Annotated in this window: 22 protein-coding genes; 7 read left to right on the top strand and 15 right to left on the bottom strand. The window is 38.1% G+C overall.

Annotation, left to right across the window (positions count from 1 at the left end; translation table 11 throughout):
- Positions 1-8: 8 nt before the first annotated feature.
- Both AC0L6O_RS02280 and araD1 read left to right on the top strand, forming a co-directional pair.
- The gene (locus AC0L6O_RS02280) at positions 9-1,679 is read left to right on the top strand and encodes a RagB/SusD family nutrient uptake outer membrane protein (protein ID WP_473305999.1); all 1,671 of its coding nucleotides are present in this window, start codon (positions 9-11) and stop codon (positions 1,677-1,679) included.
- 99 nt (positions 1,680-1,778) lie between these two features.
- Positions 1,779-2,780, top strand: coding sequence for an AraD1 family protein (araD1, locus tag AC0L6O_RS02285; RefSeq protein WP_473306001.1), 1,002 nt, complete (start codon positions 1,779-1,781; stop codon positions 2,778-2,780).
- Here the strand turns inward: araD1 and AC0L6O_RS02290 are convergent.
- The 4 genes from AC0L6O_RS02290 to AC0L6O_RS02305 all read right to left on the bottom strand — a co-directional run bounded on the left by AC0L6O_RS02290 (position 2,764) and on the right by AC0L6O_RS02305 (position 8,733).
- Entirely contained in the window at positions 2,764-4,152 is a 1,389-nt protein-coding gene (locus AC0L6O_RS02290) for a c-type cytochrome domain-containing protein (RefSeq protein ID WP_473306003.1), read from the bottom strand. The genes araD1 and AC0L6O_RS02290 overlap by 17 nt on opposite strands.
- Positions 4,152-4,340: a hypothetical protein gene (locus tag AC0L6O_RS02295; RefSeq protein ID WP_473306005.1), complete on the bottom strand. Its 189-nt coding sequence runs from the start codon at positions 4,338-4,340 to the stop codon at positions 4,152-4,154. Before AC0L6O_RS02295 ends, AC0L6O_RS02290 begins: the two co-directional genes overlap by 1 nt.
- Positions 4,341-4,570: 230 nt before the next feature.
- Positions 4,571-6,070 carry a DUF1501 domain-containing protein gene (locus tag AC0L6O_RS02300; protein WP_473306007.1) on the bottom strand — a complete coding sequence of 500 codons (1,500 nt, stop codon included), beginning with the start codon at positions 6,068-6,070 and terminating at the stop codon, positions 4,571-4,573.
- Positions 6,070-8,733 (bottom strand): DUF1553 domain-containing protein, encoded by a 2,664-nt coding sequence (locus tag AC0L6O_RS02305; protein ID WP_473306008.1) that lies wholly within the window; start codon positions 8,731-8,733, stop codon positions 6,070-6,072. Before AC0L6O_RS02305 ends, AC0L6O_RS02300 begins: the two co-directional genes overlap by 1 nt.
- A gap of 249 nt (positions 8,734-8,982) precedes the next feature.
- Between AC0L6O_RS02305 and fbp the strand changes: the two genes are divergently transcribed.
- The 4 genes from fbp (at position 8,983) to AC0L6O_RS02325 (ending at position 13,300) form a co-directional block, all read left to right on the top strand.
- The gene (gene fbp / locus AC0L6O_RS02310) at positions 8,983-9,990 is read left to right on the top strand and encodes a class 1 fructose-bisphosphatase (RefSeq protein ID WP_473306010.1); all 1,008 of its coding nucleotides are present in this window, start codon (positions 8,983-8,985) and stop codon (positions 9,988-9,990) included.
- Positions 9,991-10,066: 76 nt separating this feature from the next.
- Entirely contained in the window at positions 10,067-10,468 is a 402-nt protein-coding gene (locus tag AC0L6O_RS02315) for a hypothetical protein (protein WP_473306012.1), read from the top strand.
- A gap of 1 nt (position 10,469) precedes the next feature.
- Positions 10,470-10,679, top strand: a complete 210-nt coding sequence (locus AC0L6O_RS02320) for a helix-turn-helix transcriptional regulator (protein WP_473306014.1) — start codon at positions 10,470-10,472, stop codon at positions 10,677-10,679.
- Between the two features lie 86 nt (positions 10,680-10,765).
- Complete coding sequence (locus tag AC0L6O_RS02325) at positions 10,766-13,300, top strand: tetratricopeptide repeat protein (RefSeq protein WP_473306016.1); 2,535 nt, start codon at positions 10,766-10,768, stop codon at positions 13,298-13,300.
- A 13-nt stretch (positions 13,301-13,313) separates the two neighbouring features.
- Here AC0L6O_RS02325 and tyrS read toward each other — a convergent pair whose 3' ends face one another.
- The 5 genes from tyrS to AC0L6O_RS02350 all read right to left on the bottom strand — a co-directional run bounded on the left by tyrS (position 13,314) and on the right by AC0L6O_RS02350 (position 18,008).
- Positions 13,314-14,624, bottom strand: a complete 1,311-nt coding sequence (gene tyrS, locus AC0L6O_RS02330; RefSeq protein ID WP_473306018.1) for a tyrosine--tRNA ligase — start codon at positions 14,622-14,624, stop codon at positions 13,314-13,316.
- Between the two features lie 48 nt (positions 14,625-14,672).
- Entirely contained in the window at positions 14,673-15,323 is a 651-nt protein-coding gene (locus AC0L6O_RS02335; RefSeq protein WP_473306019.1) for an outer membrane beta-barrel protein, read from the bottom strand.
- A gap of 224 nt (positions 15,324-15,547) precedes the next feature.
- Positions 15,548-15,964, bottom strand: a complete 417-nt coding sequence (locus AC0L6O_RS02340; protein WP_473306021.1) for a VOC family protein — start codon at positions 15,962-15,964, stop codon at positions 15,548-15,550.
- Between the two features lie 48 nt (positions 15,965-16,012).
- Complete coding sequence (locus tag AC0L6O_RS02345) at positions 16,013-17,440, bottom strand: porin family protein (protein ID WP_473306022.1); 1,428 nt, start codon at positions 17,438-17,440, stop codon at positions 16,013-16,015.
- A complete protein-coding gene (locus AC0L6O_RS02350) occupies positions 17,430-18,008 on the bottom strand; it encodes an RNA polymerase sigma factor (protein ID WP_473306023.1) in 579 nt (192 codons plus the stop codon). The genes AC0L6O_RS02345 and AC0L6O_RS02350 overlap by 11 nt, the downstream gene beginning before the upstream one ends.
- A 279-nt stretch (positions 18,009-18,287) precedes the next feature.
- Here AC0L6O_RS02350 and AC0L6O_RS02355 point away from each other — a divergent pair, with 279 nt between their 5' ends.
- A complete protein-coding gene (locus AC0L6O_RS02355) occupies positions 18,288-18,935 on the top strand; it encodes a hypothetical protein (RefSeq protein ID WP_473306024.1) in 648 nt (215 codons plus the stop codon).
- Between the two features lie 136 nt (positions 18,936-19,071).
- On the opposite strand, the gene AC0L6O_RS02360 is transcribed toward AC0L6O_RS02355, so the two are convergent.
- From AC0L6O_RS02360 to AC0L6O_RS02385, 6 genes are all read right to left on the bottom strand, one after another.
- The gene (locus AC0L6O_RS02360) at positions 19,072-19,632 is read right to left on the bottom strand and encodes a hypothetical protein (protein ID WP_473306026.1); all 561 of its coding nucleotides are present in this window, start codon (positions 19,630-19,632) and stop codon (positions 19,072-19,074) included.
- Positions 19,633-19,822: 190 nt separating this feature from the next.
- Positions 19,823-21,535 carry a GMC oxidoreductase gene (locus tag AC0L6O_RS02365; protein ID WP_473306028.1) on the bottom strand — a complete coding sequence of 571 codons (1,713 nt, stop codon included), beginning with the start codon at positions 21,533-21,535 and terminating at the stop codon, positions 19,823-19,825.
- A 14-nt stretch (positions 21,536-21,549) separates the two neighbouring features.
- Positions 21,550-22,068, bottom strand: coding sequence for a gluconate 2-dehydrogenase subunit 3 family protein (locus tag AC0L6O_RS02370; protein ID WP_473306029.1), 519 nt, complete (start codon positions 22,066-22,068; stop codon positions 21,550-21,552).
- 43 nt (positions 22,069-22,111) lie between these two features.
- On the bottom strand, positions 22,112-22,963 hold the full coding sequence (locus AC0L6O_RS02375; protein ID WP_473306031.1) for an alpha/beta hydrolase: 852 nt from the start codon (positions 22,961-22,963) through the stop codon (positions 22,112-22,114).
- Between the two features lie 184 nt (positions 22,964-23,147).
- Entirely contained in the window at positions 23,148-24,032 is an 885-nt protein-coding gene (locus tag AC0L6O_RS02380; RefSeq protein WP_473306033.1) for a glycoside hydrolase family 16 protein, read from the bottom strand.
- 101 nt (positions 24,033-24,133) lie between these two features.
- Positions 24,134-24,745 (bottom strand): hypothetical protein, encoded by a 612-nt coding sequence (locus AC0L6O_RS02385; protein ID WP_473306035.1) that lies wholly within the window; start codon positions 24,743-24,745, stop codon positions 24,134-24,136.
- Positions 24,746-25,264: the final 519 nt, after the last annotated feature.

Here is a 25,264-nt window from a genome sequence, read left to right on the forward strand (position 1 = left end):
CAGAAAAAATGACTTTTAAGATAAAGAATTTAATAAAAACGGCTAGCCTTTTTTCTTTGGCAGCCCTAAGTATTTCGTGTAGCGAAGACTTCTTAACGGAGGTGCCTTACGGAGAAGTTTCTCCGTCTGAAATAACTAAAGCAGAGAATGTAGAACGAGCAATAGTTTCTGCTTACAGTGTACTAAATGGTCAAATAGACGGAGCCAGTAATGCTTATAACTCACCCGCTTCAAACTGGAGTTTTGGTGATGTAGTCTCTGACGATAGCTATAAAGGTGGTGGAGGTACTGGTGACCAAAACAATATTCACCAGATGGAAATTTTCAATACCACAGCCACTACGTTTGACGTAAAGCGTAAATGGATGGCTTTGTATGAAGGTGTAAAACGAAGTAATGAAGCTCTGAAATTGCTTAATAATTCAGTAGATTTTGATGCCACATTAAAAGCTCAGCGTACTGCCGAGTTGCACTTTCTTCGTGGTCACTATTATTTCGAATTGAAGAAGACGTATAACCAAATTCCTTACATAGACGAGACTGCTGAAACGGCAGAAGACTATGCAAAGTCTAATGTGGAGTTTACTTCAGAAGAGCTTTGGGATAAAATTGAAAAGGACTTTGAGTTAGCTATCAGCGGATTGCCAGAGACGCAGTCTGAACTGGGTAGACCTACTAAAGCTGCCGCAAAAGCTTATTTAGCTAAGACGGTATTGTTTCAAAATGATTGGCAAAAAGTATATGATTTGACTTCAGAAGTAATGGGAGGTAATTATGCTTTATTACCAGATTTTCAAAGTGTATTCCTTCCAGAAAATGACAATAGTGAAGAGGTTATTTTTGCAATACAATATTCTGTTTTAGATGGCCAGCCGAGTAATTATAACGGAAGCATTGGCGACCGTTTGACTGCTCCGGGTGGACCATTTTATTCGCAATATGGTTTTCACAGACCATCTCAGAATTTGGTAAATGCTTATAAAGTAAGTGAAGCAGGGCTTCCAGCGGAAAGCAATGTAAACTTAACGGCGGAAGATAAAGTAGACCCAAGATTAGACATCACGGTTGCTCGTCCAGGAATTCCTTACAAAGACCTAGGTGTAAACTATGAAGAAAACTGGGCGAGAGATTTGTCTACCTACGGTGAGTTTTCTCCTAAAAAGAGAATTGTTTCTGCCAAATCGCCTTTCCATACTTTGGTTTGGCCGTATGTAAATGCCATGAATTACTACGTGATAAGATACGCGGAGGTAATTTTATGGAGAGCTGAAGCTGCTGTAGAATTAGGTAAATTAGAAGAAGCTAGAGGCTTAGTAAATCAGATTCGTGAGCGTGCGAAAAACTCTACTTATGTCAAAACCTTAGACGGCTCTGCAGATGCTGGTCAATATGCTATTTCTACCTATGAAACAGCATGGACTAGTGCAGAAGCAGCAAGAGCAGCGGTAAGAACAGAAACCAGATTAGAGCTAGCCATGGAAGGCCACAGATTCTTCAACTTGGTTCGTTGGGGAGTCGCAGATAAGGTTATGAATGATTACCTAGCGGTAGAAAAAACAAGAAGGACGCATTTAACAAATGCCAATTTTGTACAAGGGAAAAACGAATATTTCCCTATTCCGCAAGAGTATTTAGATAATACAAAAGACAAAGAAGTGGTTCAAAATGCCAATTACTAGTCAATATATAGAAAAGGAAAAAGAGGTCAACCGCTTGTCGGTTGGCCTTTTTTGCTATAAGCTTGTTATATTTAAGAAACAATTCAACCTTAAAATAATATGCGTCTAGTTCAGCTTTTAAACCCAAACAATGACAGGAAAGTAGCTCAAGTAAAGGGAGACAAGCTTTTGCTTTTGACTAATTATTCTACGGTTTATGACCTTGTTATGGATGCTGTTAAAAATCAAAAAGAACTGGCCGCTCTGGTTAAGGAGGGTGTAGGCTTTGAATGGCTCGATTATCAAAAGGTTTGGGAGGGAAAAACACCTTGGAAGTGGCTTCCATGTTTTGACCATCCTAAAGATGTGAACGCTTGCATGGTTTCTGGAACAGGTTTGACACATAAAGCCAGTGCCGAAAATAGAGACAAAATGAATGCTGCCGGCGACAGCCAGACAGATAGCATGAAAATATACTTTATGGGTGAGGAAAAAGGGAAGCCCGCAAAAGGAGAAATTGGCGTACAGCCAGAATGGTTTTATAAAGGAAACGGCACTGTTTTAAAAGGGCATTTAGATAAATTAGATGTTCCTCTTTACGCCCTGGATGGGGGAGAGGAGCCTGAAATTGCAGGTGTTTATGTGATAAATGAAGAAGGAATTCCAGTAAGAGTTGGTTTTGCCACCGGCAATGAATACTCTGACCATGTGATGGAGAAAATCAATTACCTCTACTTGGCACCTTCTAAAATTCGCTCATGTAGCATTGGGCCTGAATTAGTTATAGATGAAGCTATTTTTCAAGACATTTCTGGAAATGTGAAGATAAAAAGACGTGGAAAAACTTTATGGGAGAAAGCCGTAAAAACGGGTGAAGCCAACATGGCTCATAGTTTAGAAAACTTGGAATACCATCATTTCAAATACCTCAACCACCGTGTGCCTGGTCAAGCACATATTCACTTTTTTGGGACTGGGGCTTTTAGTTTTGGTGATGGCATCAAACTAAAAGACGGAGACGAAATGCTGGTGGATTGGCCTCAAATGGGCAAACCACTAGTCAATAAATTGGCGGAGCATAATGCTCCTGAAGCACTCATTAAAGCTATTCCGATAAAGTAGCTGCCAAATCTTCCTTACGGAAAATAGTGGTGTCAGACTTCAAGGTAGGAACTTGATAGTTTCCTGTATCTAAAACTATCTTTGGAAAAAGAGATTGAATGCTTTCCCATTTGTTTAGGTCAATTTCCGTTCGGAAAAGATAAAGGCTTCTTAGTTTTTGTAGTGACTTAAGATGTTCCAATCCTACTTCCGTAATCTTAGTATTGTTAAGGTTTAGTACGCATAACTCAGCCAACTGAGCTATACTTTTTAAAGCTTCATTATCCACATTGGTTCCACTAATATTTAGGGTTCTTAGGTTTTTAAAGCCAGCTAAGGAATTCCATCTTTCGGGGGTGAAATTTGTCTCTGCCGCTTTTATAGAAACTATATTTTCAGAAACACTTTCAAAATTTTGCCAAACGCTATCTGCTAATGTTTTTCCTAATAAATTGACCGTAAGGTAATTTGAGTTTTGTGCCACAGGCAAAATCGTGATACGGCTTTCTTTAATCATTTCAAGTGTCGCAGCATTGGCAGCTTTGATTTCTGTCTCAGGTAAATCAGAGACGCTAACTTCCGTTTCCTTATTTGCTAATCGCTTTAAAATGGATTTGATTTCTGGGCTTTGGTCTAACTCCTTCACTTTTTTGTCAAACGAAACGCCCGCATCTATCCACCAAGCTACTAGCTTCACTTCATCTTCGCTCAGTTGAGGTTTTCTAGAAGGTGGCATGTGGTCATCATCGCTGGTATCCATCACTAATCTCTGATAAAGGTCGCTGTCGGCACTTTTGTGCGGAATCAGCAAATCTCCCGTTTCTCCACCTTTCAGAATCCACTTTTCTCCATCCAGTCGAAGCTCTCCTTTTTGTTTTTTAGCCGAATGGCAGGCCCAGCATTTTTCTGCAAAAATGGGTTCTATTACATCGGTATAAACCAGTGCTTCATCAATGTTTTCAATGATGGGTTTCTCATACGTTTTATTGCTAAAACTAAGATAATCTTCTCCATGCGTAAGGCTTCCGCCCCAGTGTCCCGTGATGAAAAGAATAGGAGCGGAGGCTATCCATAGCCCATGCTGAAACTTTAGCGATATATCCTTTTTGATAAGCCAGTAAAGCAGACCCGAAATTATGGTAAGGGCTATTCCTGCTAGTTTATGATTATTGACAAGCTCTTCTTCATAAGCCCCAGAGAGCGATAAAAGATAGCCACTAAGCGAGGTGAAAAAAGAGCTGACAAAAATGACAAGAAGTAAAACCGGCAGTGTTTTCTCAAAAACCGACTCCTTATTTTTCAGAGAAAGCCATTTAAATAAATAGGCTATAGTCCAGATTCCGATAGGCAAATGGAGAATGAGCGGGTGAAATTGACCAAAAAGCTGACTCATTAAGATTTTGAAAATGTTGTTTTACGGGTTGTTTTTATGCGAAACATCTCTTCACTATAATATTCTAAATGACCGTTTTTATGTTTTTCGAGCAGGTCATTTATCATTACTTTATAATCTGTGGAAAGAGTATTTTTAGTATCGTTTTCTAAGAAACTCTTTTCGCTATAATTTATGTTTTTCTCCATATGAAATGGTGTCCTTTAAAATTAAATTCCTTTGAATCAAAATGCTGTCTGAAGTACAGTCAAATTTGAATTACATGAAACATTTACAAGTAGTCGGTCAAAACAAATTTGACAGTACAAGTTTATTTTGATGTGTTTTTTTTGCGTCGTTTTTTTTGAAAAAAATGATGGCCCTACTGGCAAGCAAACCAAAGAATTAGTTTTTTTGGTAAAAGTCTTATTAAGTAAAATCAAGCTACTATATCTTTTATAACATGGCCTTCCACATCCGTTAGTCGGAATGGCCTGCCTTGAAAATCGTACGTTAATTTTTCGTGGTCAAAACCTAATTGGTTAAGAATAGTGGCCTGTATGTCAAATGGACTCACTTTGCCGCTTAAGGCACCATAACCTATTTCGTCAGTTTCTCCATAGCTCGCTCCTTTTTTGATGCCACCGCCTGCCATCCACATCGTGAAGGCTTCTGCATGGTGGTCACGTCCTTTAAAAGCGTTTGGTTTTCCTTCTCTGTTTTCTGCCATTGGCGTTCTTCCAAATTCTCCGCCCCAAACCACCAAAGTCTCTTCTAAAAGTCCTCGCTGTTTTAAGTCTAATAAAAGTGCTGTAACGGCTTTGTCTGTTTGGCGGCATTTATTCACCAAACCTACATCTATGGAACCGCCTTCGCTGGTGCCGTGAGTATCCCATCCCCAGTCAAATAACTGAACAAAACGAACGCCTTTTTCCACCAGTTTTCTAGCCAAAAGAGCATTGTTAGCAAAAGCACCTTCTCCCGGTTTTGTACCATACATTTCATGAATGTAGGCAGGTTCGTCATTAATATTCATGACTTCCGGCACAGAGGTCTGCATTCTAAAAGCCATTTCGTATTGGCTAATTCTACTTAGTGTTTCTGGGTCGCCATATTCCTCAAATTCGGTTTGATTTACCTTGTTAATAGCATCTATGGAGGCTTTTCTTAAATCACTACTTACATTTTCAGGATTGTCAAGAAACAATATTGGGTCGCCTACTGAGCGGCACTGCACACCTTGATAAACAGACGGTAAAAAACCACTTCCCCAAATGCTTTTTCCTGCATCTGGATTACTTCCGCCAGAGGTCAATACTACGTAAGCAGGTAAATCTGAGTTTTCTGTTCCAAGCCCATAGGTTACCCAAGAGCCCATGCTTGGTCTTCCTAGTCTGGCACTTCCGGTTTGCATTAATAATTGAGCAGGAGCATGATTAAATTGGTCTGTTGTTACGGCCTTTAAGAAACTGACCTCATCTACCACCGACTGAAAATGAGGAAGGTAATTGCTTACATAATTTCCACTTTCACCATATCTATTAAAGATGGCCTGAGGCCCAAGCATTTTAGGTACACCACGTATAAACGCAAACTTCTTCCCCTCTAAAAATGATGGTGGACAGTCCTGGCCATCCATTTTTTGAAGCTCAGGTTTAAAGTCAAAAAGCTCTAGCTGAGATGGGGCTCCTGCCATGTGCAGGTAAATAACCGACTTTGCTTTTGGTGCAAAATGTGGTGCTCTAGCCGCCAAAGGATTAGCAGGGTCAAAGAAATTTTGTGCTACTTTTTCAGGAGAACTGCCACAAGAACTTAACATAGAACCCATGGCCAATCCACCCAAGCCCATAAAAGATTCTTTCAGGAAATTTCGTCGGGTATGGTTCAGTAATTTCTTTTGAACGGCCTCTCTAAATATTCTTTCGTTATTATGGCTCATTAGCTTTTGGTTAAGACTTCGTCTAAGTTTAAAACAGCACTAAATACCAGTATCATGGCATCCTTTTGGGGTAAACTCGCTTTGCTTTCTTGATAACCTTTAAAGGCTGTTTCGTATAATTCTAAAAGAGCGTTTGTTCTTTCAGCGTTTATGGTTCTTCCTGTTAGGTTTTTATAGGCTGTTGCTATGTTTTCTTGAGGTTTTTCAAAGCCTATTTGTTCTGCCATTTGTGTGGCTATGTCTATATAGGCTTCGTCGTTTAAGGTGGTGAGAGCCTGTAAAGGCGTGTTCGTTCTTATTCTTCTTGAAGAACAAACTTCACGGCCTACAGCATCAAAATTCAGCATAGATGGATAGGCACTGGTTCTTTTCCAGTAGGTGTAAAGAGCTCTTCGGTATTTTTCTGTACCCTCACTTTCTACCCATTTAGCACCGTTGTAAGGCGAAAACCAAATACCTTCTGGCTGTGTGGGCATCACTGGTGGCCCATACATTTTTGGGTTTAATATGGCGGTAGCTGCCAATGCTTGGTCACGAATTTGCTCCGCACTTAGCCTTATTCTTGGTCCTCTAGCCATCCATCTATTACTTGGGTCGCGTTCAATTTTTTCTGGACTCAGTTTGGAGTCTTGTTGGTACGCTGCACTCATGACCATTTCTTTCAATAATGGTTTCAATTTCCAGTCATACTCATGCATCAATTCCCAACTCAAATGGTCTAAAAGAGCTTGGTTGGACGGTGTTTCTCCTTGTGTTCCTAAGTCTTCTAAAGTCTCCACAATACCAATTCCCCAAATTTGCTCCCAAAGTCTGTTGACAATAGTTCTGGCTGTCAATGGGTTTTCTTCTGCCGTCATCCATTTGGCAAGGCCAAGCCTATTTTTTGGATATTCTTCAGAGAATTCATTTAACAATGCAGGCGTACCAGGGTTTACTTGGTCGCCTAATGAGAGCCAACTTCCTCTTTCAAAAACTCTAGTTTCACGACTCATGGAAACAGTATTGTCAACCATGATAGGTGTATTTTCTGTTTTGGCGTTTAGCAAATCCCAATAGGCTTTCTTGCTGCTATTATCAGGGAAAGTATTGGTGAAATGAAAGAAATTGAAAGAAACGCCCATGGTCAAATTGTCTTTAAGGTTCGGGTTTGAATAGGTGATGAAAAGTTCGTCCGTTTCATTTATTGGCTTAAGACTAACTTCGGTAAGCTCCCAACCTTTCGATTTATGATTCAAAAGCATTTGACCAATAACAGCACCTTTTGGGCTCCCTTGACGAAAGAGAAGTTTACCTCCGGGTAGTCTTGAAGAGTAACTCATCACCAGATTATTGACGCCGTTCCATGGTACATTCGGAATTCTAGCCGACGAATTATTCCGCATTGCCAGCCATTTGGTGTCACTAAGCTCTGCATTCACAAAATTGTCAGACTCCAAAGAAGCGATAGAGGGCTGAAGGGTTTTAATAAATCGAACAATTTTTTGCGTTTCCGCTTCACTGGTTTTTTGTTTTAGCCTGTCGGCCAATTGATTTAATTCCGCTTTCTGCTTTGCGTCAAAATGGCGAATCCAAGGATAATCTTCATAGGAATCTACATCACGCGTATTATTAAAGAAACCCATGAATTGGTAATATTCTTCATGTTTAAAACCGTCATAAGGGTGGCTATGACACTGCACACAGGCAAAGGTGGTTCCCATGAGGGTTTCCCAAGTGGTATTTACTCTATCCATAACGGCCGCCACACGAAACTCCTCATTGTCGGTGCCGCCCTCATCGTTCGTCATGGTATTTCTATGAAAAGCCGTGGCAATGTATTGTTCCTCGGTAGGGTTCGGTAGTAAATCTCCTGCTAGCTGTTCGGTCAAAAACTGGTCGTATGACATATCAGCGTTAAAGGCATTGATAAGCCAATCTCTGTATCGCCAAATGTTCCTTCCTGCATCTCTTTCGTAGCCTTTGGTGTCGGCATATCTGGCTAAGTCTAACCACATGGAAGTCCATTTTTCACCGTAGTGAGAAGAAGCGAGTAGTTCGTCTACCAGTTTTTCATAATTGGCAAGCGTTGGGCTTTTCAAATATTCCGTTTTAGTAGGAGAGTCCTTTTGAAAACCAATAAGGTCTAAAGAAACTCTTCTTGCCAATATTTCAGGCTTTGCGGCTGGCGACATTTCTAGGCCGTTTTCGGTCGCTTTTTGAAGAATAAAATGGTCAATATCGCTCTTTGCCCAATCTGATTCTGTAGAAGGAACTGTCACTTTTTCTACTTTTTGGTAAGCCCAGTGTTCTCCCCATTTGGCACCTTCTTTAATCCACTGACTTAGCAGTTCTATTTCTTCTTGCGGTAAGGCTTCATGCTCAAAAGGCATTCGCTCTTCGGGGTCTTCTAAAGTAAGGCGGCGAATCATTTCGCTGGCTTTTACATCACCCGGAACAATCGCATATTTCCCTGATTTCAATTTAGCCTTGGCTTCTTCTTCAAAAAGTAAAGACCAACCACCTTGTTTTTTGACGCCGCCATGGCAGGCAATGCACTTTTTATTAAGAATAGGTTTTATCTGTGTGCTATAGTCTACGGTCTCTTGTGTTTTACAGGAAGTGACCCAGTACATGGTGAAGCACAATGCACCTGTTAAGAAAGCAAACAGGATTCTTTTTGACATTATAATTTTATGGGTTGAATATTTCTCGAATTTAAATGAATTGATTCATAAAGAAAAGGCTGTCTTGGAAGATGTTCTGGTATAAGCATTTCAAGAATTGCTTGTTATAAACAAACATAATTTGTCTGTAAACCCTATTTGTCTGTTTATTAGGTAAGTATAGAAGGATAGTGCAGGATGGTGAGGGGCTATTTAGAGGATAGCTTTGAAAAATAATACCTAAATAACAAAACTAACTTAAAGAAGGCCATGAATCTTAAGCACCAGACCTTAGGCGAATTCGTCATTGAAAACCAAACAGCTTTTCATAATTCCACAGGAGAATTTTCAAAACTATTAAATGGCATAGGCTTAGCCACAAAACTGGTAAACCATGAGATTAATAAAGCAGGCTTAGTAGACATTCTTGGCGGGGTAGGAGATATTAATGTACAGGGTGAAGCACAGCAAAAACTCGATTTAGTAGCTAATGACATGTTTATAGATACCCTTACTAAAAGGGAGATTGTCTGCGGAATTGCTTCTGAAGAAGAGGAGAGTTTTATCAGTATAAATAGCTTAGACTTTCAAAATAAAAACAAGTATGTGTTGTTGATAGACCCACTAGATGGTTCTAGCAATATTGATGTCAACGTTTCGGTAGGTACTATTTTTTCTATTTACAGAAGAGTTACACCTGAGGGTTCACCAGTTAAGCTAGAAGATTTCTTGCAAAAAGGGAGTGAGCAAGTGGCAGCAGGTTATGTGATTTATGGTAGCTCCACTATGTTGGTTTTTTCTACAGGGCATGGTGTAAATGGTTTTACTTTAAATCCTGCTATTGGTACATTTTACCTTTCGCATCCAAATATGCAGCAGCCAGAAGATGGAGAGATTTACACGGTAAATGAAGGTAACCGAGATTTCTTTACAGATGGCATGAAAAAGTATATACGTTACTGTCAAGCTGGAAATGATGACAAATCGCCTTATAAGGCTAGGTATGTAGGTTCGCTGGTAGCCGACTTTCATAGAAATCTTATAAAAGGAGGAATCTATATGTACCCATGCTCTGCCATGGACCCAAAGGGAAAATTAAGATTACTTTACGAGTGCAATCCTATGGCTTTTTTAGCCAAACAAGCAGGAGGAGGGGAGAGCGATGGAAAGCAGTCTGTATTAGACATAAAACCTACCGAACTACACCAAAGAGTGCCTTTCTTCACGGGAAGTAAGAATATGGTTAAAAAGTTAGAGTCTTTTTTGGAGGGGGAATGAAATAGTTTTTTGACAAGCTTATTTGCTTAAAAGTAAAGTTTGTTTTACTTTTAGTCTTATAAACAAGTCTAAAATTATGAATTCAGTTAAATCTAAAATGTTTTTTTATCCTTCTTGGATGAAGTATACAGGCATGGTATTGATAGTATTTGCCATTGGAATTTTTGTGTCAAGAATAGTGCAATTTGGAATTACCGACCTAGTAGGCTTTAGTACGCCTCTAGCTTTCGGACTTATGATGATATTTTTTTCTAAAGAAAGAGTTATGGATGAGCGTAATATCTACTTTAAGTTTAAATCTATCGCTATTTCTGTTCCTATCACGGCTGTTTTGGTTTCAGCTTATAACTACACTAAGAACTTTAAAGGCTATTCTATAAATTCGGATTCATGGTATTCTATTTCAGCTTTTGAGTCTCTTAGTATTATGTTGCTGATTGCTATTGCTCATTATTACTATATGAAGTATAGAAACTAAGATGAGGAATACCATAAAAGTAGAAAGAGCAAAAAAAGACTTTACTCAAGCCGATTTGGCGGATAAAGTAAGCGTATCAAGGCAAACAATCAATTCTATTGAAAAGGGGAAGTTTGTGCCCTCAACATTACTCGCTCTTAAAATTGCGGCAGTTTTTGAAGAAAAGGTTGATAATATCTTCTTTTTAGAAGAGGAGGATTGGGAAGATTAACGGAATTCTCATTGATTTTATCGCCCTTCTTTTAATAAGGTTGTTTTAAGTGTAAATTAATATATTAGCTTATTGATATATAAATTATGCCGCTAATAACCACAACTATACTCGCCTCTCTCACGCTCCCTTATTTAACAGAGTGTATAATCTCTAATGCCGTGGGCAATAGTCCAGGTTTTATGTATAAATCAATTCCAAAGTTAGCAGAAAGGCTAAAAAAGCAGTTTAGTGATACAAAGCCTGAGGTTAACGGACATTTACAAAAAGCCATTCTTTCTGCACACTGGATGGCTACCACGGTTTTTGTGGAGCAAATGCATAAGAAGAATTTACTTAAAGATTCTCATACTAATATTAGCGAAATCATTAAAGCTGAGCTTAAGAAATTAGCGAACGAAGAGTGTCAGGCTGAAGAACTTAGTTCAGAAACTTATGATGTTACTAAACTTATTAAACTACCAAAAGAAGAGGATGTTCTAAAAAAGATAGAGAAAGACATTCTTGAATTTCATTTAAAGCTGTTAGATAAAAAAGTAGGAAGGGTAAAGGGCTTAAATGATTATCAAAAGCTAAGGGAATTAATACAAGATGGCTGGGGAGAGGAAAACCTAAACTGGTTTCAGTTGATGACAGCTTTTTTTAATCAATTATTAAAAGGAGATAATAACAAAGCTAAAGATGCTTTTCAAAATGAAACGCTTGCTGAGATAAACCTTAAACTAGATAAATATGCTAAAAAGTGCGTTGAGAGTATTGGAGAAGAGCGATTTAGAGGCTTCGAGGATTTCCTTAAAGAGGGGTTATTAGAGATTAAAAACTCTCTAATCAGTTTACATGACAAGTTTGAAAAATTTAGTTCTGAAACTAAAGAGGATTTAAAAAAACTTGCAGAAGTAGTATCCTCAAAAGTTCCCAAGGATTTTTATGGAAGAACTGACTTGTTAAAACTATTTGGTGAATTAGACGAAATCCATCTTATAATTCAAAAAGAACAGAAGAAAAGAAAAGGTTTTCAAGAACATTTGAAATCGAAGCCTGATGATGATTTTTTAAATGAACAATTGAATGAGGTAGAAAAGAAGTTGTTTAAGGTTGGTGCTTCAAAGGAATCTAAGCTCAATGAAATTGAAGACTTTATCAATTATTCTACTAAAAACTACCTTGACTTTATACAGAATGAAGTTAATAATGACGTGGAGTTAAGGCAAATACGTGAACTTTATATATCGGGCAAATATGAAGACGCTGAAAACGTCATAAATGCGAAAAGGCACAATGAAAATGTAAAAAGAAGACTTCAAATAAAGAAAGCCGATATTGACCGGGATAAGGCATTATCAGAAAAATCTATTTTTTTGGCTAACGATACCTTGGCAAAAAAAGAATCTAATTGGTTCAATAACGCTAAAAGTTATTTTTCAGATTCTGCAAAACTTTTTTCCTCTTACAATAGCCATTCCAGCTACGCTTATTTTCTTCAAGGGCATGGTAAAATCAAGAGTGCAATTATACAAATTGAAAAGGCTTTATCATTTGCTAATTTCTCTTTTGAAAGAGCTAATACATTAAATGATTTGGGGGTTTTATATCGTATTAATAGTGAGTTGGTCAAAGCAGAAAGTTGCTTTGCGGAGGCCTTGGGAATTTATGGAAAATTGATAAAAGAAGGGGCTCAAAGTTATTTGTTAGATATGGCGAAGACTTTAAATAACTTCGGAAGTTTAGAAGAATTTAAAGGAGATTTGGTCAATGCGGAAAAGTATTACAAGGAGTCTTTGAAAATAAAAAGGAAATTAACGGAAGGGGATTCCTTAGTCTATTTGCCTAATTTGGCCCTGACTCTAAATAATTTGGGGGCTTTACAGGCGAAAAGAAAGGTATTTGCTGAAGCCGAGAGGATGTATAAGGAATCCTTAGATATCTACAAATTATTGTCGAAACAGGACCCTAAAGCCTATTTGAAATATGTCGGAGGTGCTTTAAATAATTTCGGAAACTTAGAGCAAGCAAAAAATAATTTAGCCAATGCAGAAAGGTATTACAAGAAATCGTTAAATATTAGAAGGGGATTAGCAAAAGAGAACCCATGGGCATATTTGACGGATTTAGCGAAGACGTTGAACAACATAGCTATTGTACAATTAAAAAAGGAGGAGCTTGCCAAATCAAAAAATAACTTTGTTGAAGCTTTAGTGATTCGAAGAAAACTTGCAAAGGAGAACCCAAAAGCCTTTTCATCAATAGTGGCGAGCACGCTGAGTAATTTGGCTGTTTTACAAAATCAACAAAAGGATTTTTCTAATGCTGAAAAGAGCTATCAGGAAGCCTTAGAAATCTACAGGAAATTAGCGGAAGTCAATCCACAGGCGTATCTGTCTGATGTCGCGATGACGCTGAATAATTTGGCTATATTCTATCTTTACAGTTTTCAGGATAAAGAAAAGTCTTTGGGTACGTCATTGGAAGCCTTTTTATCGGTGGCTCCAATGGCTGAGAAAGTGCCTACTACTCTGAAATATTGCCAACAATCTATTCAAATATGGAAGGCTTGGGACAAAGACTTATTGAAACATGTGGAGGGTCTCGACTCCGCTCGACCTGACAATGGAGCCACTTAATTTTAAGCTCTAATCACCCCACCCTAACAATATGATTCTTCTTGCCTTTACCTATCAAAAGGTATTTGTCGTTTAACAAAGTCAATTCAGAAACAGCTAGTTTTTCGTCTTGCAGTTTTGTTTTATTGACGCTTACGGCGTTTCCTTTTAGAGCTCTTCTGGCTTCGCCTTTTGAGGCGTAAATGTCACCATTGGTAGTAACCGAAATTAAATCTAACAGCGACTCACAGGCGTCGTAATCGGCTTTTGAGATGTTGGTTTGCGGTACGCCGTCAAATATGCTAGTAAACGTTTTTTCGTCTAGTTCTTGCAGCAGTTCTAGTGTAGCTTTTCCGTAAAGCACTTGAGAGGCTTTTACGGCTAAGTCGTATTGCTCTTGGCCATGCACTCTTACGGTTACGTCTTTGGCTATGGCTTTCTGCACCACTCTTAAGTGAGGAGCTTCGGCTTGTTCTGCTTCTAGTTTTTCTATTTCTTCTTGAGAAAGAAGTGTGAAAACACGAATCAGTCTTTTACAGTCTTCGTCGGCTTGGTTAATCCAGAATTGATAAAACTGGTAAGGCGAGGTTAGTTCAGGGTCTAACCATACGTTTCCAGACTCAGATTTACCAAACTTAGCACCATCGGCTTTAGTTACTAAAGGCGTGGTTAAGGCAAAAGCAGTATATTCTGACTTTTCTGGGTCTTCTGCATCTGCATTTTCTTTTCTTCTGATAAGTTCTGTACCCGTGGTAATGTTTCCCCATTGGTCAGAGCCACCCATCTGAAGACGAATGTTCTTGTTTTTGTACAAATGGTAGAAATCGTACCCTTGTAATAATTGATAAGTAAACTCGGTATAAGAAATACCCGTTGTCAATCTTGTTTTGACAGAGTCTTTACTCATCATATAGTTCACAGAGATGTATTTTCCTACTTCTCTTAAGAAGTCTAGAAAACCAAATTCTTTGAACCAGTCGTAATTATTGACCATTTCTGCAGAGTTTTCACCGCAGTCAAAATCTAAAAATCTTTCTAATTGTGCTTTAACGCCTTCTTGGTTTTCTTTTAATACTTTTTCATCTAAAAACTGTCTTTCGGCAGATTTTCCAGAAGGGTCTCCCACCATACCCGTGGCTCCTCCTACCAAGGCGTAAGGCTTATGCCCAGCCCTTTGAAGATGTACCAAAAGCATTACCGTGGCTAAGTTTCCTATGTGTAGTGATTTTGCTGTAGGGTCAAAACCTATATAAGCGGAGGTCATTTCTTTTTGAAGTTGCTCTTCTGTCCCTGGCATGGTCTGATGAAACATGCCTCTCCACTTTAATTCTTCTATGAAATTCATTACTATCTGTTAGCTTCCGATAGCTATCAGGAAGCCATTTTCTTTAGATTATTTCTTCTTTTTCTTCTTCTTAACACCGTGCTTTTTGTACCATTTATAATATTCAGAGAAATTATAAGTGATACCCAGCTGAACCGTCCTGTTCCTGAAGGTGGTAGCACTGTTTAAGTCTGTGCCCCTGGTGGTAACGTCGTCCATACCTTGTATATATCTGATGTTTACGCTAAACATAGAAAACATATCAAGTAGGTCTATTCTAGTACCTAAAACTAAGGCTTTGTCCATTTTAGCGTCAGGCCCAAACTGTTGAATTCCTTCTTTTTTCCAGCCTTGGTTTAAAGCCCAGCTAAATTCCGGTCCTATTTCAAAAGTCAAGCCTTTAAGTGGCTGAAAACCCAAAAGAATAGGTGTACTTAAGTATCTGTAAGTATGTTTTTCGTCAGGAGAACTTAGTGAAGAACCCTTGATTTGGAAAATAGCTTCAGGTTGAAGGCTAAATTTTCCCATGTTTAGCCTTGCAAAAAGGCCAGCATGATACTGCAACTGTAACTTGTTAGTTATGTCGTCAGTGTTATTATATATCTTAAGGTTATTAGCCTGAATTCCAATCTTTGGCCCAAAAACAAATGGTCCAGTCTTCATTTGAGAAAAGACTGCCTGCGAAATTAAGAGGCTTATTAAGAGTAATTTATATTTCATTATTTTTTATTTCTAGAACGTAACCGAGAGCCGGTTAAGTTTAAAGAGGGGCAAAAATACAGAAAGGCTTAGTCAGGTCAAAAATTCCTTTAGACTCAGTTGGTTAAATTTACTTAATTAGACATTCGCTAAAAGCCGTTTTGCTCTCTATTGCCTATTAATCTAGTACCGAAAGTTCATTTAGCTATTCCTTTTCTGCGTGTTTAGTAGTTGTCAATGCTGTTTCAGGAGTAACTGATTTTCCAGTTAATGCCGAACTGGTCAAGGCAAATGCCATAATAAGACCCCCAAAACTGGTCAGAAAGCGGTAATATTATTTTTCCTCCTTCTGATAATGTACTAAATAATCTATCTGCTTCTTCTCTGCTATCTGTGCTTAGAAATAGCGAGAAGTTATTTTTTGTTTCGTTTTTATTGATTTCAATAATGTCGGCTCCCAGTAAAACGGTTTCTTTACTAATAGGTAAAGCTACGTGCATAATTTGTTCATTGGTACAGTTTGGGAAGTTTACTCTAGCTGCCTCGGGAACATCTTTATAGCGTCCTATGTATTGAAACTCCTTTTTAAAGACGGCTTTGTAAAAATTAAAAGCCGCTTCACAGGTGCCATTAAAGTACAAGTAGGTATTAACTTTTGTCATAAAAATATCTTTCTATCGTCTAATTTACGACTTAATTACCCTACTATATTAACTTCCAAACTCAAATTTTAAACTAGCGTTTACACCAAAGTTTTTAGAAGGCGTAAAGTAATCAGCTTGTCTAAATGCAAAATCAAAGTAAGGGGTAAGTTGACCTACAAAACTTCCATATTTATACTGTACACCCATTCCATAGAAAAGGTTATTGAAAGTTTTTGGTTTTCTTTTAGCTTCAAACCTGTTTTGAATTTGCTGCCCCAGTGGTCCACTGGCGTAGTCAACGTTTTGATAAACAGATAAGTCAAGCTTTGTTCCTGCGGAAATCATAAAGTTAAACCTACTCCAAGTATTGATGTAATAATTAAAGTATAACGGAAGTTTTATGAACGAAGTTTTAATAGAGATATCTTCTATTAACTCCGGTCTTTGATTGACAAAACTTTGGAACTCTTTGTCAAACTCTTTGCCTGTAAATTTGTTAAAATCCTTCGCAAAAGGATGTTTAGTTTCTACTTGACCGGAAAAAATGGCGGAAGCATTAAAACTTAATTTATCGGAAAGGAAAACTTCGGCTGTTGGGCCTGTGGCCAAAACCTTTAAACCCAAGTAGTCAGAATTTATTCCGAAACGCATTTTAGGCCAGTTGATTTTCTTCTTTGGCTTTTCTGGGTCTGTTCTTTCTGTAGATGCTATTTCTTCTTCTTTTACCGCTTCGTCGTCCTTTAGGTTGTCTAAGTTCTCTGTAGATAATTCTTTACTTTCTTGCTTAGAAATATCTGCTACCAAAGTCTCTTCATCATTAAGGTTCAGACTATTCTTCGTTTCTCCAGAACCTTGATTATTAGCATTTATTGCCGTGCTTTGGCTTTCTTTTGAGGCAGCTCCATTTGCTGTAATTTCCTCATTTTTAGTGCTCAAAGAGTTTTCGTTTTCAACTGGAGACTGAACAATAATTGTTTCAGAATTTTCAATAATACTACCCGTCTTGAGGCCTGTTTCTTTTGACCTTTCAGCGTTTAAAGCAAGATTTTCTTTCCTTAGCTTTTCTAGCTCAGTTTGTAAGTAGGCTACATCTTTTGATGCGTCAGCATAACCTTGTTCCAAGCCTTTTTGGAAAGACTCATTTTCGGGTCTTTCTACACGAATATATTTATCTACCTCTCTGGTAATGTATACAGTGTCAGCCTTATCTAAACTAGAAAGGTTTTGCTGCTTAGTTTCTTCTTTGTGTAATTCTATTTGATTTGTAAGTGTAGAAATCTCGCCATTCAGTGTTTCGGTTTTAGTGTTAAATAGATATACAGTGAAGAGTAGTGCTGCGGTGCTTAGTCCACTTACTGTCCACCCTAAATTTGTGGTAAACAGCGTGGTGTACCATGGTGCGGGGAGTAACTTACTAAAGTCCTCCCAAGCTCCAGAATCATATTTGGGAATATGATTAACGAGTTTTTCCCGTATTTTTTTATCAAATGACATTTCTGTAATTATTTATGTCTGATGAATATCTTTTTACTAATTCCTGCATTTTTACTCTAGCCTTAGAAAGGTTTGACCGAGATGTTCCCTCGTTTATACCTAGCATTTTCCCTATTTCGGCGTGGCTATATCCTTCCACAATAAACAAAGAAAATACGGCTCTATATGATGGCGGAAGATGTTTCATTAAATCTAAAATTTCTTCGGCCGATAGTTTTTCAAGAAGATGGTCGTCATAGGAAAGGTAGTGCAGATCGTCAATGTCAACCATACCAACCCTAGAATGGTTTTTTCTGTAATAGTCAATGCAGGTTCTGACCATTACTGTTTTAAACCAAGCCTCAAATGATTGATTTCTGTCGTATAATTCCAGTTTGGCAAAGATTTTCAAAAAACCATCATTCATCATTTCCTGAACTTCATCACTACTGGAAGCATAACGCATAGCAATGCTCTTGGCAAATCCGTAGAATTGCTCATAGAGCTGCTTTTGGGCAGAGGGCCTCTTTTTGAGGCATCCGTCCAAGATCTCATCTAAGTTTAATTTTTTCTTCTTTCTGTGAAACACGAAAAGGGGTTTGGTTAAAAGAATTAAACGCCTTCCTGATTAATAATACGCAAAACTATGCCATGGGCGTTGCCTTTTAATTTTTATTTTATTCTTAGGCAACGAAACACAACAGAGGCGACGTATTAAATAATTGAAAACACGAACTGGATGGTTGAGTCTATCAAAATCAAAATTAGCGTTAAACTCTATTAAAAATTAAAGAAACGAATATGAAATAAATCTACTTGTAAGCTCTGCTTACTATTAATCTTTTCATAAAAATTAACATTTAAAAAAATGAGAAACTTAAAACTTACTTGGCTTTTTGCTCTTGGAATGGTGGCTTTCATGACTTCATGCGATAAAGAAGATGTGGCTATTTCATCAACAGATTCTGATCAAGCCTCAGCTTTAGTAGACATGATGTTTTTGGCTACCGCTGACGACTCTACCGTTACATCAGAGGAGTATGGTCACAAAGGTAAATGTAGCGTAACCGAGGTAGCGGTAGAGGATCTTTCTGCGACTATCACCGATTATATTACTGCAAACTATGCAGATGCTACCATAAACAGAGCGGGTACAAATGATAATACAGGAAATACTTATGTAAAAATCACGCTAAGTGATGGTACAGGAACTGGTTTGGCTTTTGATGCCGAAGGCACTTTTGTGGCGGAGAGAACACGCCGTTCAAAGGGCACGAGTGTAGCAGAAGCTGATTTGCCAGTAGCTATTACAGATTACATAGCGGCTAATTATGATGGAGCTACAGTTAAAATGGCAATGCTTCAATCTGATGGCTCTTACGGTGTACTGCTAATTTTAGCTGATGAGACTTATCAGGGTGTTGGTTTTGATGCTGACGGTGCTTTTGTAGCAGAGTTTAGCATGAAAAATAAAGGTGGACATAAGCATGGTCCAGGTAAAAGAGGAGGCCACTAAGAGTTTATAATTCTGGCGTTTGAAATGTTGTAATAGTTTAGCAAAAGGCCTCGATTTTTTTCGAGGTCTTTTTTTTGAGAGGCACTTTAATGACAAAAAAGCTCAAATCATTTAAGACTTGGGCTTTGATTAATATTTAAAAATTAGCCGTGCCAAAATGATGTTCTAAATCATGAATCACTAAATTCCCATTATTAAGACGGAGCGTATCTAAACCAGCTGTTTTTTCTACAAAAACCAAGTCAAATTCAGCTTTTATTTCATTTTTGGATAAGCTTTTAATCTCTAGATGGCCATTGTCAAAAAGGTAATTCCCTCCACTAAGCCCAAAACTTTTGGCAGAACTATCAGAAATGGTAAAGGCGGAAAGTGCTAGGCTCTCTTTATCGAATAAAGTAGCATCCTTTTCAAAAGACTCTGTTCTTATGTATATCAAACAGCAACCATCAAAATGTGACCCCGTAAACAAGTAGCGGTACTTCTCATCATCATTGGAAATGTTTTTATCCGTATAAAACTGTCCTTGAATATCTCCAACAAACATCTTTTTTTCTCCGAAAATGTCATAAGAAATTTCTCCACTGGATAATACATATTCCTTAATGCACGAACTTAAACTTATAATGCAGATGGTTACGAAGAGTAAGTGCTTTCGTTTAGTTTTTAAAACAAGGAGGAGTTTTAATAGAAACCGCATTTTTGGATAAATGTTATGTGTGTGAAGTTTGTTTAAACTTTCTTGTAGTAAAGATATAGTGGACGCCAGTAATGGTCAAAAATAATATACAAAAATCTGATTTATAGGGATGTAGCCCGACGTTGGCAAAGATAAAAGCCCAAGTCGATTAAGACTTGGGCTTTGCTATAAATAAGAGAGATTTTCAGTTTTATAAATTCCCCTTCTTCATTTCTTTCACAGCGTAATCTACGGCACGGGCTGTAAAAGCCATGTAGGTTAATGATGGATTCTGCGTAGAGGTGGAAGTCATCATGGCACCATCGGTTACAAATACATTTTTGCATTCATGAAGTTGATTGTACTTGTTTAATAATGATGTTTTAGGGTCTTTACCCATTCTTACACCGCCCATTTCATGAATGTCAAGGCCGGGAGCTTGTTTAGAATCTGAGGTACGAATATTAGTGAAACCCGCTTTTTCAAACATATCTACCGTGTTTTCCAAATAGTCTTTGACCATTTTCTCATCATTGTCGTCATAATCCATGTCAAAATGAATTAATGGAATACCCCAATCATCTGTTTTAGATTTGTCTAGGGTAAGTTTGCTAGAGGCCTTAGGAATAGTTTCGCCCATCATGTGAGAGCCTACATACCAAGAATCACCCATTTGACGGTTTAAGAGGTTGTTTTTCAAATCAGCACCAACGCCATCTCTTCCAAAATACTCACCCTTCCCGGTTGAAAAACCTGCGGCATAACCTCGGATAAAGTCAGTTTCTTGTTCATAAAGGTTTCTCCATCGTGGCATATAACTACCGCCCACTCTTCGACCAGAGGTGGTTTTATCTGGAAAACCTTCATAAGAAGCACTTACACGAGCACGGTAATTATGGAAAGCAATGTGTGTTCCCATCAATTCATTATCGTTTCCTATGCCATTCGGGAATCTGTTTGAAGTACTGTTTAGTAATAAAGCTGTCGTGTTCATTGCTGCAGCATTCACAAAGATAATATCGGCAAAAAAGTCAATCTCTTCTTTAGATACTCTGTCAATTACTTTTACACCTACAGCCTTTCCTTTTTGTTCATCATAAATGATAGACTGCACTACCGAGTCAGCCCTTAACGTACAGTTTCCAGTATTTAAAGCCCACGGAATGGTAGAAGCATTACTGCTAAAATAGCCACCATAAGGGCAACCTCTTTGACAAAGGTTACGGTGCATGCATCTTGCTCTTCCTTGCTGCGTATGAATATCTTGAGGGTCTGTGATATGTGCCTTACGGGCAATAATAGCTCTACGGTTTTCATAGTTTTTTTGAAGAAACTTATCAAAGTATTCTTCTACACAGCTTTGCTCAAAAGGTTTCATAAATTCACCATCAGGCAAACTTTCTAGGCCATCTCTATTTCCTGTAATACCAGCAAATTTCTCTACATAGCTATACCATGGGGCTAGCTCGTCATATGTTACGGGCCACTCTACCGCAAAACCATCTCTGCCAGGACCTTCAAAATCAAGGTGACTCCAACGCTGAGTTTCACGAGCCCAAAGCAATGATTTTCCACCTACTTGATAGCCTCGAATCCAATCAAAAGGTTTGTCTTGTACATAAGGGTGCTCTTTGTCTTTTACCACAAATTGTTTCGCATCTTCTTTGAAAATGTAACATTTAGAGGCAATTGGGTTTTCTTCTCTTTCTTTGAGAGGCAGGTTAAGGCCATGCTCAAAGTCCCAAGGCTGCATGGTGGTGGTTGGGTAATCAATAATGTGTTTTACATCTGGCCCACGCTCTAATATTAAGGTCTTTAAACCTTTTTCTGCTAGCTCTTTTGCGGCCCAGCCGCCACTAATTCCAGAACCTATGACAATAGCGTCATACTTTCTTTTCTTTGATGATTTATCTTTATTAGTCATTTTTCTTTTTCAAATTATTGTTCAACATCCACACAAGCGAAGCCATATCCAGGGGCATATTCGTAGCCTGCTTTTTCGGTCATGTACCATTCAGAACCGGTATAGCCTTGAATGCTGTAATTCTTTAGTGTTTTAAAGAATTTTTGAAGTGTGGTATCTTCATTTCTCTCAATCATGCCCAAGCATTCTACTTTTTGATTGGCCGATAGGCTAGAGAATGCTGAGCCGTATTTCCTTTTGGCAAAAGCATCAACGCTAGGAATTCCTGCGTAAAAAGCTTTTTGCTCTTCTGCTGTATGCATGGTGTCAACCATGGCTTTTACATATTTTTCTACCCCAAGTTCAATAGCACCAGGTGTATCTGTTTTCGGAATAAGGGTGTCAATTATGTCGGTAAGCAAAGCTTCATCGGCTGGTGCCAATACTTTCCCCATTGGGAGGTCGTTTGCCGACCAATTCTTCGCCCAAGCAGGTATGGCTACCATGGCAGCTGTTCCTAGGGTCAAGTTTTTTAATAAATCTCTTCTTTTCATAATGTTTATATTAAGTTCCCTCTCCATCGGGAGAGAGTGTAGGTCAATTTTGATGAAACGAGTCTGAAATAAATCTTAGTACCTCAGGCAATGCAGAACGCCAGTAGGACCACCTGTGGCCACCGTCTCTCACTCGGTATTCATGAGGGATTTCTTTCTTTCTCATTTCTATGTGCATTTGTGAGTTTCCTTCGTACAGGAAATCGTCATCACCGCAGTCTATATACCATCTTACGCTTTTGACTTTTTCTACATCAGCTTTTGCCAAAAGGTTTAGAGCATTATAGTTTTCAAAGTAAGATTTTACCTGAGCATCCGTAATGTTCGGATTCCGTCTTTTCATGCTTTGGTCTGCCTGCTCTAAAGTCAATGGGCCTACATAAGCACTTAAAGGGCAAGCCGAAGAAAACATGTCAGGATGACGCAGTGCATACATAAATGAGCCACCACCACCCATAGAGAGTCCCGCTACTGCACGGAATCTTTTAGTGTCTTTGATTCTATATTTTTGCTCCACATGTGGGATAAATTCTTCAAAGAAAAAGTCTTCATAATTATAGTCGGGAACATTGAAATAGCCCATCACCTTGGTGTCGGCGTCTGGCATAATGATAATCATTGGAGTAGCTATTCCTTCTTGAATGGCCTTATCGGTAATGTGTAAAACCTCACCAAATTGTATCCAGCCTGTATGGTTATCGGTAGCACCATGAAGGAGATACAAAACAGGATAAGAACGCTCGGATGTTTCGTAACCTGGTGGCAAATAGACGGCATAGTTTCGCTCCATTTTCAGGATTTTGCTGTCCATTTTTAGGTTGTCCATCACTTTCCCTGATTGTGCATGAAGCAGCACGGGGAAAAGTAAAGCGATTAGAAAAGTTAATTTTTTCATAGGGTAGGTTGTAGTAATTCAAGACGGCGTGTCCGTCAAAATTGTTCTACCCAAATTTAAGAAGAAAACAGCTGCATTAGCTATTAAGTAGGCGAATGTAGTCTTTTGAGTGCATGAAGTGGATAAAATACGTCAGGAGTAGAAAATCTGTTGTTGGCAGGGGTAAAGAAACCTTCGCAAAAAGCTATTTAAAATCGTCTATGCGAGTAATGCCTTTTTGTCTCAGTTCTTCTACTTTAGTTTCAATCTGAGTATGGTCTATCTCCAAATCTTCAGAGAAGTAAACCCAGTCTACTAACTCTTGGTAGCTTCTGGTGCTAGTGTCGCCAAGGAGGCGACCAGCAATAAACCAAAGATTAAAAGTGATGCTCATATCTTGCTCTGGATAGTATTCACCACCATGTATGGCTCTTAAAATGCCATCTACATAATATTTGATTTCACCATTTCCTACGGTAGCACTAACGGTGTGCCAGCCCTCAAAACTCTCGTCTATTTCATCCGTTTTAGAATCTTGTATATATGGTGAAGATTGATAGGTCTCCCATGAAGTCATCCAAAAAGTAGGCTCACCAGAACCCCATCCACCATTTGGAAGGTATTCTGCAAAATCTAGTTCACTATAATTACTGTCTAAAGGGTATTCTAAAGTAGAAATTGCGAAGAAAGTTTGATTCACTTCATCGCCATCTATGCCTTCTGATGGGCTATCAAAAAAATGAATTCTAGCTGCGTATGTTCCTTCAAGATAGGTTTGAGTATGGTAAATTTCGGCTTGATAGGTATTTCTTCCTGCTCCATTGGTAGTGGATGTAAGCCGAAGTAGTTTATTGTCAGGAATGACTTCGTCATCAATAAAATCAATGTTTTCTTCTAGCCAAGTGGTACCTGCTTCTCCTGGCCCGCCACGGCCCGTCCTTACAGTCCATCCAAAATTTCCTAAAACAGGGTCTGTACTGCTTTCATAGTTGAAATCATCAAACATTATTTTGGCCTGTTGGGCATTTATGCCATCTTCTTCAGCACAGCCGAAAAGAACAAGAATTAGGAATAATGAAAGTCTTGGCAATTTTTTGAATTTAGGTTGTCAAATAGTGTATACCTGAATTTAGTTAAGCAATAATTTAGCCAAGGATAGCTTCGTCCGATTTTGGTTTGAGTTATTATCTTTTACTTGAAATATTCAACCATTTGCTCAAAGGAGGTTATTTTTTCTGTATGAGTTTTCATAAACTTTAGGGACTTTGGTTCAACTGTGTCTTTGAGTCCTAATACTTTTTCGGCTTGTAATTTATTTGAGAATTCAATAATTTTTTCTTTGGAGGTAAAATGGTTTATATGTTCTACAATATTCCATAATAATATAAAATTCAATTCCTTAATAGACTTATAATCAATTTCTGAGACATTTTCAAAATTTCCGTCGTGAACAATCTCACACCTTTTTCTGTAAAAAGTGCCTATTTTATTATGGATTTTTTCTGTCTTCCAATTTTCTGTCCAACCAATAAACGCCTCTACTCTTTCTGGTAAAATTTTCGAATACTTGTCTTGTTTTTTTGTAAGAAGCATTTCTAAAACTATCATATTTAGTAGAAATCCATTTTTATAATCAGTTGACATACTAGCTTTTCCCATTATTCTTACGGATTCATTAATTGTCTTTTTCCACGAGGGGCTAATTTTGAATTCGTTATTTTGACTTAAAAGTTTGCATAATTTGAAAAAGAAAAAGTTCTTATGAAATCCCTCCCATTCCTTATTAAGAGTAAAGCCTCTCATTCTTCCCTCTCTTTGAAAACTAGAATTATAACGTACAGGCTGTTTGTGCAAAACGGAATAGGTTGAGCGTGTAGTGTTTTCAATGTTACCAAACTCGTAAGGGTTTGCACAAAAAACTACTTGTGAGTAGGAAAGTATTTCAATTGCTTCGTTAACGAGCCTTTTACCATCTTTTTCTGTGTTACTATTTGAATTTTTAAAATAAACTAGTGCAAAAGTCCTACATGAATCAAAGATCTTTTTAAAAGGATTGTCTTTGTGGAAAACAATGGGTATCCCAAATCTCCTTTTTAGGTATGGAGCCTTCTCTCTTCTGAAAAATTGAACTCGCCCAATTTGAAATTCTCCTCTAATTTCTTTAGATATTTCTAAACCATATATTGGAGTCAAATATATGCCTGGTTCGCTGTGGTTTTTCATTTACAAATTGTAGGAAATAATATTTTCTAAATTTAGGAATGATTCGGATTCAAACCAAAAAGACAATAGAAACGGTTTGACTTCAAACCGTTTTGCCCT

This window comes from Arcticibacterium sp. GJ41-1, assembly GCF_055808875.1.

Coding starts and splice junctions, on each gene's coding strand:
- AC0L6O_RS02325 (WP_473306016.1), top strand. CDS start 10,766: ATGCCGCTAATAACCACAACTATACTCGCCTCTCTCACGCTCCCTTAT.
- AC0L6O_RS02345 (WP_473306022.1), bottom strand. CDS start 17,440: ATGTCATTTGATAAAAAAATACGGGAAAAACTCGTTAATCATATTCCC.
- AC0L6O_RS02340 (WP_473306021.1), bottom strand. CDS start 15,964: ATGACAAAAGTTAATACCTACTTGTACTTTAATGGCACCTGTGAAGCG.
- tyrS (WP_473306018.1), bottom strand. CDS start 14,624: ATGAATTTCATAGAAGAATTAAAGTGGAGAGGCATGTTTCATCAGACC.
- araD1 (WP_473306001.1), top strand. CDS start 1,779: ATGCGTCTAGTTCAGCTTTTAAACCCAAACAATGACAGGAAAGTAGCT.
- AC0L6O_RS02365 (WP_473306028.1), bottom strand. CDS start 21,535: ATGACTAATAAAGATAAATCATCAAAGAAAAGAAAGTATGACGCTATT.
- AC0L6O_RS02360 (WP_473306026.1), bottom strand. CDS start 19,632: ATGCGGTTTCTATTAAAACTCCTCCTTGTTTTAAAAACTAAACGAAAG.
- AC0L6O_RS02355 (WP_473306024.1), top strand. CDS start 18,288: ATGAGAAACTTAAAACTTACTTGGCTTTTTGCTCTTGGAATGGTGGCT.
- AC0L6O_RS02335 (WP_473306019.1), bottom strand. CDS start 15,323: ATGAAATATAAATTACTCTTAATAAGCCTCTTAATTTCGCAGGCAGTC.
- fbp (WP_473306010.1), top strand. CDS start 8,983: ATGAATCTTAAGCACCAGACCTTAGGCGAATTCGTCATTGAAAACCAA.
- AC0L6O_RS02290 (WP_473306003.1), bottom strand. CDS start 4,152: ATGAGTCAGCTTTTTGGTCAATTTCACCCGCTCATTCTCCATTTGCCT.
- AC0L6O_RS02370 (WP_473306029.1), bottom strand. CDS start 22,068: ATGAAAAGAAGAGATTTATTAAAAAACTTGACCCTAGGAACAGCTGCC.
- AC0L6O_RS02300 (WP_473306007.1), bottom strand. CDS start 6,070: ATGAGCCATAATAACGAAAGAATATTTAGAGAGGCCGTTCAAAAGAAA.
- AC0L6O_RS02385 (WP_473306035.1), bottom strand. CDS start 24,745: ATGAGAGGCTTTACTCTTAATAAGGAATGGGAGGGATTTCATAAGAAC.
- AC0L6O_RS02295 (WP_473306005.1), bottom strand. CDS start 4,340: ATGGAGAAAAACATAAATTATAGCGAAAAGAGTTTCTTAGAAAACGAT.
- AC0L6O_RS02375 (WP_473306031.1), bottom strand. CDS start 22,963: ATGAAAAAATTAACTTTTCTAATCGCTTTACTTTTCCCCGTGCTGCTT.
- AC0L6O_RS02320 (WP_473306014.1), top strand. CDS start 10,470: ATGAGGAATACCATAAAAGTAGAAAGAGCAAAAAAAGACTTTACTCAA.
- AC0L6O_RS02280 (WP_473305999.1), top strand. CDS start 9: ATGACTTTTAAGATAAAGAATTTAATAAAAACGGCTAGCCTTTTTTCT.
- AC0L6O_RS02315 (WP_473306012.1), top strand. CDS start 10,067: ATGAATTCAGTTAAATCTAAAATGTTTTTTTATCCTTCTTGGATGAAG.
- AC0L6O_RS02305 (WP_473306008.1), bottom strand. CDS start 8,733: ATGTCAAAAAGAATCCTGTTTGCTTTCTTAACAGGTGCATTGTGCTTC.